The 13,030-nt window shown below is 47.1% G+C and carries 9 protein-coding genes and 1 tRNA gene; 5 read left to right on the top strand and 5 right to left on the bottom strand.

All coding sequences use genetic code 11. The features are described 5' to 3' along the window. Positions 1–202: 202 nt before the first annotated feature. Positions 203–1,270, top strand: a complete 1,068-nt coding sequence (gene serC / locus BMX82_RS01735; protein WP_036912535.1) for a 3-phosphoserine/phosphohydroxythreonine transaminase — start codon at positions 203–205, stop codon at positions 1,268–1,270. Positions 1,271–1,365: 95 nt separating this feature from the next. Beyond that, positions 1,366–2,283, top strand: coding sequence for an NAD(P)-dependent oxidoreductase (locus BMX82_RS01730; RefSeq protein ID WP_091765509.1), 918 nt, complete (start codon positions 1,366–1,368; stop codon positions 2,281–2,283). Positions 2,284–2,339: 56 nt separating this feature from the next. Here the strand turns inward: BMX82_RS01730 and BMX82_RS01725 are convergent, their stop codons facing one another. After that, a complete protein-coding gene (locus BMX82_RS01725) occupies positions 2,340–4,025 on the bottom strand; it encodes a glycoside hydrolase family 5 protein (RefSeq protein ID WP_177171987.1) in 1,686 nt (561 codons plus the stop codon). A 149-nt stretch (positions 4,026–4,174) separates the two neighbouring features. Here BMX82_RS01725 and BMX82_RS01720 point away from each other — a divergent pair, with 149 nt between their 5' ends. From BMX82_RS01720 to BMX82_RS01710, 3 genes are all read left to right on the top strand, one after another. Next, entirely contained in the window at positions 4,175–5,422 is a 1,248-nt protein-coding gene (locus tag BMX82_RS01720; RefSeq protein WP_091765502.1) for a DUF1015 domain-containing protein, read from the top strand. 185 nt (positions 5,423–5,607) lie between these two features. Next, positions 5,608–7,914 (top strand): SpoIIE family protein phosphatase, encoded by a 2,307-nt coding sequence (locus BMX82_RS01715; RefSeq protein WP_177171986.1) that lies wholly within the window; start codon positions 5,608–5,610, stop codon positions 7,912–7,914. A 25-nt stretch (positions 7,915–7,939) separates the two neighbouring features. Then, positions 7,940–8,245 carry an STAS domain-containing protein gene (locus tag BMX82_RS01710; RefSeq protein ID WP_091765496.1) on the top strand — a complete coding sequence of 102 codons (306 nt, stop codon included), beginning with the start codon at positions 7,940–7,942 and terminating at the stop codon, positions 8,243–8,245. A 20-nt stretch (positions 8,246–8,265) separates the two neighbouring features. On the opposite strand, the gene BMX82_RS01705 is transcribed toward BMX82_RS01710, so the two are convergent. The 4 genes from BMX82_RS01705 to BMX82_RS01690 form a co-directional block, all read right to left on the bottom strand. Beyond that, positions 8,266–8,353, bottom strand: a tRNA-Ser gene (locus BMX82_RS01705). Positions 8,354–8,443: 90 nt separating this feature from the next. After that, entirely contained in the window at positions 8,444–9,031 is a 588-nt protein-coding gene (locus BMX82_RS01700) for an IMPACT family protein (protein WP_036912516.1), read from the bottom strand. Continuing rightward, positions 9,031–12,291 (bottom strand): carbamoyl-phosphate synthase (glutamine-hydrolyzing) large subunit, encoded by a 3,261-nt coding sequence (gene carB / locus BMX82_RS01695; RefSeq protein ID WP_036912513.1) that lies wholly within the window; start codon positions 12,289–12,291, stop codon positions 9,031–9,033. The genes BMX82_RS01700 and carB overlap by 1 nt, the downstream gene beginning before the upstream one ends. A 225-nt stretch (positions 12,292–12,516) precedes the next feature. Further along, positions 12,517–13,026, bottom strand: a complete 510-nt coding sequence (locus BMX82_RS01690) for a hypothetical protein (protein WP_036912511.1) — start codon at positions 13,024–13,026, stop codon at positions 12,517–12,519. Between the last annotated feature and the right edge of the window lie 4 nt (positions 13,027–13,030).

Here is a 13,030-nt window from a genome sequence, read left to right as displayed (position 1 = left end):
TTGCCGCTGTCTTTATAATATATATAGGTGGTTATGCAATCAGAAAAAGAAGAAATCTGATATGCAGACTTGACAATATGAAAGAAAAAAGAATATTTTCGTGAATTTCTGCTCAAATATTTGGTAGATTAAAATAAAAAGTGTAATTTCGCAGCGTTTTTCAAAAGCAAGGATATAAACCATTATTAAAATAACAATCAAAATGAAGAAGTACAACTTTAACGCCGGTCCCTCGATGCTTCCTCGCGAGGTGATTGAGAAGACCGCTCAACAGTGTCTTGATTTCAACGGTTCAGGTCTCTCACTGATGGAGATCAGCCATCGTGCAAAGGACTTTCAGCCTGTAGTTGACGAGGCTGTAGCTCTCGTAAAGGAACTCCTTAACGTTCCCGAGGGTTACTCCGTGATTTTCCTTGGTGGTGGTGCCAGTCTGGAGTTCTGTATGATTCCTTATAACTTCCTGATTAAGAAGGCTGCTTACCTGAACACTGGTGTTTGGGCTAAGAAAGCTATGAAGGAAGCAAAGCTTTTCGGTGAGGTAGTAGAGGTGGCTTCTTCAGCTGATGCCAACTATACCTTCATCCCTAAGGATTGGACTGTTCCCGCTGATGCTGACTATCTGCACATCACAACTAATAATACTATCTATGGTACTGAGATTCGTAAGGACCTTGACGTTCCCGTTCGTCTGATTGCCGATATGTCATCTGATATCTTCAGCCGTCCTATCGACGTTGCTAAGTACGATGCTATCTACGCTGGTGCTCAGAAGAACCTGGCTATGGCTGGTGTTACTATCGTGATTGTTAAGGACGACGCACTGGGTAAGGCTCCACGTGAGATCCCAACAATGCTCGACTATCGTACACACGTAGATAAGGGTTCTATGTTCAATACTCCTCCTGTAGTTCCTATTTACAGCGCTCTTGAGAATCTGCGCTGGATTAAGGCCCAGGGTGGTGTAGAGGCTATGGACAAGTTGGCTCAGCAGCGTGCCGAGATTGTTTACGGTGAGATCGACCGCAACAAGATGTTCAAGGGTACAGCTCAGGCCGAGGATCGTTCGCTGATGAATATCTGCTTCGTAATGGCCGACGAGTACAAGGAACTTGAGAAGGACTTCCTCGACTTCGCAGTATCAAAGGGTATGGTAGGTGTTAAGGGTCACCGCTCAGTTGGTGGTTTCCGTGCATCTTGCTACAACGCCCAGACTATCGAAGGTGTTAACGCCCTCGTAGCTTGCATGAAGGAGTTCGAAGCTAATCATTAATTAAGAATTAGGCACGGATTACGCGGATTAACACGGATTAATAAAAAACAGTGTGAATCCGTGTAATCCGTGCCAAAATTAAAATAAAAATAACTATGAAAGTATTAGTTGCAACAGAGAAGCCATTTGCAGCTGCTGCTGTTAATGGTATTAAGGCAGAAATTGAGGCAGCCGGCAATGAGCTGGTATTGCTCGAGAAATATACAGAAAAGGCTCAGTTCCTGGCAGCCGTTGCTGATGCCGACGCACTGATTATCCGTAGCGATAAGGTTGACGCTGAGGTGCTCGACGCTGCTAAGCAGTTGAAGATCGTGGTTCGTGCCGGTGCTGGTTACGACAACATCGATCTCGCCGCTGCCACAGCTCACAACGTAGTAGCCGAGAACACTCCTGGTCAGAACTCAAACGCTGTAGCCGAGTTGGTATTCGGTCTGCTCGTAATGGCCGTTCGTGGTTTCTACAACGGTAAGAGCGGTAGCGAGCTGCTGGGTAAGAAGCTGGGTATCCTGGCTTTCGGTAATGTAGGTCGTAACGTAGCTCGCATCGCCAAGGGCTTCGGTATGGACGTCTATGCATACGATGCTTTCTGCCCAGCAGAGGTTATCGAGGCTGCTGGTGTGCATGCTGTAGCTAATCAGGAGGCTCTGTTCGAGACCTGTGATGTTGTATCGCTCCACATTCCTGCTACTCCTGAGACTAAGCAGAGCATCAACGCTGCACTGGTTGGCAAGATGAAGAAGGGTGGTGTGCTGGTTAACACAGCCCGTAAGGAGGTTATCAACGAGCCTGAGCTGATTAAGCTGATGGCTGAGCGTGAGGACCTGAAGTTCGTGACCGACATCATGCCTGATGCCAACGACGAGTTCGCCAAGTTCGAGGGTCGTTACTTCTCAACTCCTAAGAAGATGGGTGCTCAGACAGCCGAGGCCAACATCAACGCTGGTATCGCTGCTGCCAAGCAGATCAACGCTTTCTTCAAGGATGGCGACACCAAGTTCCAGGTGAACAAATAAATTCTGAAATCAGATAGAAAAAAGAATCCCTCTCCGATTTGGAGAGGGATTCTTTTTTATTTAACTATAAACTTTTTGCCGTTTTGTATATAGATACCTTTTTGAGGCTTGGTAATGCGCTGGCCCTGTAGATTATAGATGGCACCATCAGTATAGGATTCGTTGAAGTGAATGCTTTGGATAGCTGAAGTTTTTGGTGTTGACTCGGAGGTAACGCTACATCCCCAACCAACAGAGACAGCCCCGGAAACCTCAGTACCATCGGTCTTAATCAGCTTAGCGTCATTCATCTTGGCTGTCAGTGCTGTTCCTTCAAGTGCCTGGAGTGTGATACGCAGTACAGTTGATCCTAGTACAGAGGCATCAAAGTCGAGTGTCGAAGTATTAGAGCCTGCAGTTAGAGGGATGTATTGCTCCTTGAACTTATCACTGCCATCGGTATTCTTTCCATCTTTGTCACCGTAAACCTTGATTTGCAGCTTTCCGGAATAGTCATTATCCATCTCTATGCGAACTCCTTTATATTCGGTTAATTTGAGTGTGGATGTACTGTTCCAGTCGCCATAGAGAAACAATTCTCCCCACTGACTATTGTAGTTTACCGTATATACGGTCTGAAAGTCGTTGGCTGTGGGATATTTATAACCGTCTGTACTACCATAGTATGCCTTGATAAGAGTCTGTGCAAGGTCAGCCTGATTGAAGGCAGGTAAATTACGGTTCAAACCATCCGAGAGCCCCATCCAGTAGAAAGTGCCAATACCTTCTTCCTTAGCTTTCTTGACCATATAATCCATTGCATAGAGGGCTACTTTACGATCAGTAGCATAATAATCGATGTCCGCAGGCCATGTGGTAAAGGTGGCATATTCTCCGATGATTACAGGAGCTCTGTTCAGTAGATTCGATTTGATATTACTAATCAGGTTGTCGATTTCACTCTTTGCGTTACTTTCACTCTTCCAGTTAGGATAGCTGTGCAGCTGGAAGATGATATGCCCTGTTTTTTCGGGCAACTCCAGATTCTTCATAGCGTCGGCGGTGCTGCTGGCAGAGTAGGTGTTAACCACCAAGTTACGATCCTTATTATTGCCTCCTGTATTACGAACAGTGGTTACGAAACTCTTGGCATAATCATTGATAGCCTTATAGCCATCCGTCTTGTCAGCAGGCTCGTTCCAATTGCTTTTCTCATCAAGCATTTCGTTGTAAGCCTCAAAAAGCAATTTCTGGTCGTAATCCTTGAATGTCTCGGCAATCTGTTTCCATAGATATTCGTATTTCTCCTTGTTGGCGGTGTAGCTGTTATTCGAAGCTTTCAGCCACGACTTGGAGGTGTTACTATCGGCGCCGGTATCGTGATGTACGTTCAGTATACAGTACATGCCGTTGTCTATCACGTAGTCAACCACTTCCTTCACGCGGTTCATCCATGCTTCGTTCACTTTCCCGTTGCTGTCCATTTCCTGATACCAGGTCACGGGGACACGGATGGCGCCGAAGCCTGCCTCTTTCATCATTTTCATCAACTCAGGTTTCGTTACGGGTTGTCCCCAGCAAGTCTCGTGCTGACTTGTGCTGCTCCATGTCTTCGACATGTCGTGGGCATCAAGAGTATTACCCAGATTCCAACCCACGCCCATATTCTTGACGGCGTTTTTTGCAGTTTCAAACTCGGCTGCCTGAATCTGTGTGCAGAACGTCAGGAGCAGCCCTAGGATAGGAGTAAATATTTTCTTCATGTTGTTTTGGTTTATAATTCTGCCGGCAAATTTACTGCTATTTTCTGAGGTAGCCAAGTTTAAAGATAAATATCTACAGAAAGATTTTGAAAATCCGAAGATTTTGCGTAATTTTGCACCACTGAAATTATACATTACTTATAATCAATATGGCAACAATTAAACCATTTAAAGGTATTCGTCCGCCAAAGGACTTGGTGGAGAAGGTAGAAAGCCGTCCTTATGATGTGCTTGATTCAGAAGAAGCGAGGGCAGAGGCTGGTGATAATGAACTTAGTTTATATCACATCATCAAACCCGAGATTGATTTTCCAGTAGGAACCTCGGAGTATGATCCCAGAGTCTATGAGAAGGCAGCAGAGAACTTCCAGAAGTTCCAAGACAAGGGCTGGCTGGTTCAGGATACGCGCGATCATTATTATATTTATGCGCAGACTATGAACGGTAAGACTCAGTACGGACTGGTGGTTGGTGCCTATGTAGACGATTACATGAAGGGCAATATCAAGAAGCACGAGCTTACCCGCCGTGATAAGGAGGAAGACCGTATGAAGCATGTTCGTGTGAATAATGCCAACATCGAGCCTGTATTCTTTGCCTATCCCGACAATGCAACCCTCGATCAGCTCATCATGCGTTATGCCGCTACTGAGCCCGAGTATGATTTCATAGCCCCTATTGACGGTTTCCGCCATCAGTTCTGGGTTATCAGTGATGATAAAGATATGCAGACCATCACCGATGAGTTTGCTAAGATGCCGTCACTCTATATTGCCGATGGTCATCATCGTTCGGCTGCTGCTGCTCTTGTCGGAGCAGAAAAGCAGAAGCAGAACCCCAACCACAATGGCACCGAGGAATATAACTACTTCATGGCTGTTTGTTTCCAGGCTTCACAGCTTACGATTCTTGATTACAACCGTGTTGTTAAAGACCTCAATGGGATGTCGTCTGAGGAGTTCTTGGCTGCCCTTCAGGTGAACTTTGAGGTTGAGGATAAAGGAACTGAGATTTATAAGCCACAGCAGTTGCATGAATTCTCACTCTATCTTGATGAGCACTGGTATAGTCTTAAGGCTAAACAGGGTACTTACGATAACAACGATCCTATTGGTGTGCTTGATGTTGATATCTCGAGTCGTCTGATTCTCGATGAGATTCTGAATATCGGCGATTTGCGTTCATCTCAGCGTATTGACTTCGTTGGTGGACTTCGCGGACTCGGTGAGTTGAAGCGTCGTGTAGACTCTGGCGAGATGCGTGCTGCTTTGGCGCTTTATCCCGTATCTATGCAACAGATTATGGATATTGCCGACAGTGGTAAGATTATGCCTCCCAAGGCTACATGGTTCGAGCCGAAACTCCGTTCAGGCTTGGTGATCCACAAACTCAGCTAATTTTTTATTGTTGTATTTATATAGCCGTTCTCCTGTAGAACGGCTTTTTTGTTTAACATGTATTTTTTAGTATAAAAACTTGCATATTTCGGAAATAGTGCTTATATTTGCAGTCAAAGTCTATATCTAACCAATAAGTAACGATGAAGAAGAAATCTATTGCAAATAGATTGAGTCTTAGAATTATGGCTGTGTTAATCGCTTTGTCGGCAGTCATTATGATTACAGTCTATGTGATAACTAAAGATTCTATGGCCCGTGAAGCGGAGTCACGCTACGAGGGTATTATACTTCATGCTAATGAAAAAATACGTGGTGTGCTGTCGGATGTGTATGTGGCGGCCATCAACAACGTGAATATTATTGAGCGTGATATCGATGATCCCGATAAGTTGCAGGCGCATTTGGAGCGAATGGTGAGCCAGAACATGTATATGTCGAGCTGCCGATTGATATTCGAGCCAGACGTCTATCCTGAGAAGGGACATGAGTTTGAAATCTGTGCCTGGCGTGACTCTGGAGAGATGGTGAGAGGCAGACAGATGAACGAGAACCATCCCGACTTTCAGATTCATTCGTGGTATAAGGATGCTTTCAAGAGTTCTGAGGGGGACTGGACGCCTCCTTATTTCGACAGAGAGGCGTCTCGTCAGCTGACGACGACGTATGCGACGCACATCCACGATCGTAGTGGTCGAAAAGTGGGTATGCTGGGTGCTGACGTATCGCTGGAATGGCTGCGACAGAGGCATCAGCGTGTGGATGCAGAAAACCACGAGCGTTTTGAAAAAGGTTTCAAGGAGCAGTCGTACAGTTTCATCATCGATAATGACGGTTCCTACCTGATTCATCCGGACGAGAGCCGTGTATTGAAAAAGAAATTTCAGGAGATTACTGCACAGAGTCCCGATACGCTTGACGATGTGGTAGCCCGGAAGATGCTTCAGGGCGAGAGTGGCTCCTGTAGGTTGCAAAACGACGGCATCGACTCATGGATATTCTATTCGTTTGTGAAATATGCAGAGTGGACTGTCGTGATAGTTGTGCCTGAAGCTATTATCTATCATAACGGTAACATGTTGGCGGCTATTATATTGGCAGTCCTATTCATCGGCTTGGCGATTGTCTATATGTTGTGTCATCATTTCATAAAGAAAAGTATGAGGCCGTTGAGACGCTTCGTAGTTGCTGCGGGACGAGTGGCTAAGGGACAATTCGATGTACAGTTGCCTGAGGTAAAGAGTCGCGAGATAGATGCATTACGTAGTGCTTTCAAGGATATGCAGATCTCGCTGATAGATTATGAGAAAGCGACAGCCTCGAAGGCGGCAATGGAGCAGGAATTGAAGATTGCTAGTGATATTCAGCAGCAGATGCTACCTAAGGTTTATCCTCCATTCCCAGAGCGTACCGATATAGACATCTATGGTGAGGTGGTAACTGCCAAGATGGTGGGAGGCGATCTGTTCGATTTCTTTATACGTAACGAGAGACTTTACTTTTGTATTGGCGACGTGGCTGGTAAGGGAGCTCCTGCTGCACTGGTGATGGCTATGGCGCATTCTATGTTCCGTAGTGCATCCATGGCATATGCATCGCCTAAACTCATTATTGAATATATCAACCGCTCTGTATGCGACGGCAATGACTCATGTATGTTCGTTACGTTCTTTATCGGTGTGCTTGATTTGGCTAATGGTCGCCTGTTGTATACCAATGCAGGCCATGAACCTCCTGTGCTGGTAAGAGAAGGTTATACCCGCTTCCTGTACGTAGACAACAATATTCCTCTTGGCTTGAAATCAGACTGGGAATATACTGAGCAGAAGGCGTTTATTGACAGAGGTACGACTCTGTTGCTCTACACTGATGGTCACACCGAGGCAGAAACTGTTTCCAATGAGCAGTATGGTAGAAACAGAATGCGCCAGGAAGCCAGCAGGCTGGCTCACAGGCGGCTTGATTCTCGCTCCTTCATTAAGGCCATTCAGCAGGCAGAGCAGACCTTTGTAGGAGATACTCCACAGGGGGATGATATATCACTCCTTGCCATCAATTATAAAGGGAAAACTGATATGAAACATTATCACCGAGGTTTCTCGCTTGTGAATGAAGTGCAGGAAGTGTCGGCGCTAGCTGTCTTTATGAGGAGCGTCTGTGAGGACATGCACTTTAACGAACTGACCACCGCTGGTGTGAATATCGCTATTGAGGAGGCAGTGGTCAACGTGATAAACTATGCCTATCCGAAGGGCAGTCGGGCCAATATCCTTTTAGAGGTAATGGCCGACGAAGAGAAGATTACCTTTAAGCTCTGTGATGACGGTATGCCATTCGACCCTACATCTGTTAAAAACAAAGATGTAGCCCAGCCTATTGAGAAAAGTAGTGTTGGAGGACTGGGCATTTACTTGATTCGCCACTATATGGACAGCATCAGCTATCAACGCATTGATGGACAGAATGTGCTGACGATGACAAAGAATCTTTAGAAAACCATTAAACCGAAGAGAGAGTATGAATGCAATAATCAAAAAAGAAGACGATAAACGCGTAACCCTGATACTTGACGGGCGCCTTGATGCCTCTGTGGCATCACATATAGCAAAGGAAGTGGAACCACTTTTCGACTATAGTGACTGTGAAATCGTGATAGACTGCAGCCAGTTGGATTACATATCCTCAAGTGGATTGCGATTATTGATGATTATTAATCAGCGCTGTCGTGCCAATCATTGTGAACTTTACATTAAGGGATTGCAGGAGAGGGTCCTGGATGTGTTTCAGACAACAGGTTTTGTAAACTTGTTCCAATTTAAATAGCCCCTTTTCAGGGGCTTTAGCGGAAGGTGAGGGATTCAAACCCCCGATACCCGAAAAGGGTATACCGGATTTCGAGTCCAGCGCGATCGTTCACTCTGCCAACCTTCCAAATGTATTATCGCATTTCTCCAAATGCGGATGCAAAGTTAGTGCAAAAAAATGAAATCACCAAAAGAAATGTTGGAAACTTACGAATAATTATTCGAAAGTAAGTTTTTGTAGGCGGTTTCTCAACTGCTCGGCTTCACTCTTCCTGATACCCAATTTGATTTCGCAAGTATTGTCGTAAGTCTGTGAGATGATGCGTGGCTGCATGTCCTTGACGATACGCATCACGTCGTTCATCATGGGGTAAGCAAAAGAGTAGGTGATAATCTCCTCAACCTGACGTGTTTCTATTTCAGAGTGAGCGATGGCATCGGCAGCTGCCTCACGATAAGCCACGATGAGTCCGCTGGTACCAAGGTTTACACCGCCATAGTAACGTACCACAACGATGAGGATATCGGTAAGCTCGTTGGAATTAATCTGCCCGAGAATGGGCTTGCCTGCTGTTGATGAGGGCTCGCCGTCGTCGTTAGCACGGAAGTCTGTACGCTCAGGCCCCAACATATAGGCATAGCACACGTGGCGGGCATCGTAGTACTTTTTCCGGTAACTGGCCAGCAGTTCCTTGATTTCGTCTACTGACGTTACATGATGAACGAAGGCGAGGAACTTGCTACGCTTCTCCGTGTAGTAGCCCTCGCCTTCGGTCTTTATCGTCTTGTATTCGTCGACAATCATTAGTTGTTATATTCCTGCCAAGACTTAATCTTCACATCGTCGAGGCTCATTGCTGTGAAGGCTTCGATGAATGCCTTAGCCAGACGAACGTTTGTCATCAGAGGAATATTGTGATCGATTGCTCCACGACGGATACGATAGCCGTTGGTCAGCTCGCGGCTGGTGTGGTTCTTCGGTACGTTGATAACCAATCCAACCTTGTGCTGGCTGATGAGATCCATCACGTTGTTGTCACCATCCTCATCAGGCCATGCTACAGCTTGAGCCTTTACGCCGTTGTCGTTGAAGAACTTGGCTGTACCTGATGTAGCGTAGATGGTGTAGCCTTTCTTAGCCAGCTGCTGGGCGGGCTCAAGCAGACTAACCTTTCCTTTGGCACCGCCAGAACTGATGAGAACGGCATCCTTAGGAATAGAGTAGCCTGTGGCAATGAGTGAATTGAGCAGAGCCTCATTCAAGTCATCACCCAAGCATCCAACCTCACCGGTAGAGCTCATGTCTACACCGAGTACGGGGTCGGCATTCTGCAAGCGGGCGAAAGAGAACTGAGAGGCTTTCACACCGATGCGATCGATGTCGAACTCGCTCTTCTCAGGCTTCTGGTAAGGAGCGTCGAGCATGATCTTCGTGGCAGTCTCGATGAAGTTGCGCTTCAGGATCTTTGACACGAATGGGAATGAGCGAGAAGCGCGGAGGTTACACTCAATAACCTTTACCTCACGATTCTTTGCCAGGAACTGGATGTTGAACGGACCCGAGATGTTCAGCTCGGCTGCAATCTTATGTGCAATCTTCTTTATCTGACGGATGGTAGAGAAGTAGATGTGCTGTGCGGGGAATACCATCGTGGCGTCGCCTGAGTGTACACCAGCATACTCTACGTGTTCGGAGATGGCATACTCGATAACCTCACCCTTGTCGGCTACGGCGTCGAACTCAATCTCCTTTGTCTCGGTCATGAACTTAGAAACGACTACGGGGAACTCCTTACTTACCTCTGTAGCCATGTTGAGGAAGCGATGCAGCTCCTCTTCGTCGTAGCAGACGTTCATGGCTGCACCAGAGAGTACGTATGACGGACGGACGAGGACGGGATAGCCCACCTTGTCGACGAAGTCCTTAACGTCCTCGAAGCTGGTCAGCGCTCTCCATGCCGGCTGGTCGATGCCCAACTTGTCGAGCATGGCCGAGAATTTATCGCGGTTCTCTGCACGGTCAATGTTGACAGGGCTGGTGCCCAGTACGGGAACACCCTGACGATAGAGCTTCATGGCGAGGTTGTTAGGAATCTGACCACCTACTGATACAATCACGCCGCGAGGAGACTCGAGGTCGATAACGTCGAGCACACGCTCCAGTGAGAGTTCATCGAAGTAGAGGCGGTCGCACATGTCGTAGTCGGTTGATACCGTCTCAGGGTTGTAGTTGATCATGATAGACTTGTAACCCAGCTTACGGGCGGTGTTGATGGCGTTAACCGAACACCAGTCGAATTCTACAGAAGAACCGATGCGGTAGGCACCAGAACCGAGAACTACAACCGACTTCTCGTTGTTATAGTAATTGATATCGTGTGCAGCTGTGTACTTCTCACCCTCAGGATTGCCGAAGGCTGGCGTGTGGGTGTAGGTGAAGTAGAGATAGTTGGTCAGCTCGGGATTCTCAGAAGCAACGGTTGGAATGCGCTTTACTGAAGGCATCACGCCGCGCTGCTTACGATACTTACGAACGGCCAGGTTCTCATTCTCCATGTTGCCGCCCTGGGGCTTCAGCACGAAGCGTGCAATCTGGAAGTCACTGAATCCGCAGCGCTTCACCTCAAGCAGTAACTCGTCGGGCAGTTCCTCAAGCTTGTTGTACTTCTGCAGCTCATGCTTCAGGTCAACGATGTGCTTCAGGCGCTCCAGGAACCAGACGTCGATCTTCGTGAGCTTTTCAATGCGCTCGATGGTGTAGCCCTCTTCCAAAGCCTGTGCGATGGCAAATATACGGAGATCGGTAGGATTAGCCAACTCCTCTTCAAGGTTTTCGAACTTGGTGTGGTCGTTGCCAACGAAACCGTGCATGCCCTGACCGATCATGCGGAGACCCTTTTGAATCATCTCCTCGAAAGAGCGTCCGATAGACATAATCTCACCAACAGACTTCATTGAAGAACCAATCTGACGGCTTACGCCTGCGAACTTGGTGAGGTCCCAGCGGGGAATCTTACAGATCATATAGTCGAGCTGTGGAGCAACGTATGCTGAGCTTGTGGTGCCCATCTCGCCAATCTGGTCGAGTGTGTATCCAAGAGCAATCTTGGCTGCTACGAAGGCGAGGGGATAACCGGTTGCCTTAGAGGCAAGGGCTGAAGAACGAGACAGACGGGCATTAATCTCGATGATGCGGTAGTCGTTGGTCTCAGCATTGAAAGCGAACTGAATGTTGCACTCACCAACGATGCCGAGGTGCTTCACACACTTGATGGTGATGTCCTGCAGCATCTTAACCTGGTCGTCACGGAGTGAGCAGGTAGGCGCTACAACGATTGACTCACCGGTGTGAATGCCCAGGGGATCGAAGTTCTCCATAGAGGCTACGGTGAAGCAGCGGTCATTGGCATCGCGGATGCACTCAAACTCAATCTCCTTCCATCCCTTCAGCGACTCCTCAACGAGAATCTGTGGGGCGAAGGTGAAGGCTGACTCTGCCAGCTCCTTGAACTTCTTCTCATCGGGACAGATACCTGACCCCAGACCTCCAAGTGCATAAGCCGAACGAATCATGATAGGGAATCCGATTTCGTGGGCTGCCTTCAACGCATCTTCCATCGACTCTACGGCATGCGATACGGGTACTTTCAGATTGACCTCTGCCAGCTTTTTAACAAAAAGGTCGCGGTCCTCAGTATTCATGATGGCCTCGACACTTGTTCCTAAAACTTCAACTCCGTACTCCTTAAGCGTTCCATTCAGATAAAGCTCCGTTCCGCAGTTCAATGCGGTCTGACCTCCGAATGCCAACAGAATGCCGTCGGGGCGCTCCTTCTTAATGATCTCTGTTACGAAGTGAGTATTCACTGGCTGAAAATACACCTTGTCAGCAATACCTTCACTGGTTTGGATAGTTGCGATGTTAGGGTTAACGAGAACGCTCTTAATGCCTTCTTGGCGAAGAGCTTTTAAAGCTTGTGAACCTGAGTAATCAAACTCTCCGGCTTGTCCGATTTTCAAGGCACCCGATCCGAGTACCAACACCTTTTTCAGTTCTTTTTTCATTTTTGGGCTGATTTTGATATCCTTGTTCTTAAATCGCGTGCAAAGTTACGAAGATTTTGCGAAACCACCAAAATTCTATCCCACTGAATGTGTTAAAATAGGCGGACTTTTTTAATTTGTGTCATATATGTAGGCAAATTGGTATGTTTATGCAAATTAAAAGCGGACCAGAAGGTACATTCTGATCCGCTTTGTGGCAAAGTGGGTTACACCTTATTAATATATTTACTCGTAATAGGTGAACGAACGTGTGGCTGTCATCTCCTGACCCATCATCGATGCCTTACGGCTGATCCAGTTGCCATGATCGTCGAACTTGTAGTCAGAGTAGGGGGATTCCATTACCTGGCCACCCATGTCAATGCTCTGTGATTTGATGACACCATTCTCGTCGTAGTTGAGCGTTGTCTTGATGTCCTGACCCATCATGTTGATGGTCTGGCTCTTCAGACGGCCGTTCTCCCATTCGAACTTCATGTCAACGCTCTGTCCCTGTACGTTCATCTTGGCTGACTGGAGGTAGCCTTCCGCATCGTATACAGCGTCTGACATGTCACTTGACTGCATCTTACCATCCTGCGAGAAGTTGATGGTGCGCTCGTTGCCCATCATGCTCAGCGTCATTGTCTTTACTGGACCTTTGGCCTCATTAGCCTCAACATCGTGGAATTTCGTTTGTGCCTGCATAGCTACTGTCATAGCCAGTGCAGCAACAATCATCATAATCTTTTTCATTTCG

The sequence above is a fragment of the Prevotella sp. khp7 genome (assembly GCF_900109055.1).
GTDB lineage: Bacteria > Bacteroidota > Bacteroidia > Bacteroidales > Bacteroidaceae > Prevotella.
Note: the sequence above shows the minus strand (reverse complement) of the source record. Positions and strands in the feature narration are given on the sequence as shown.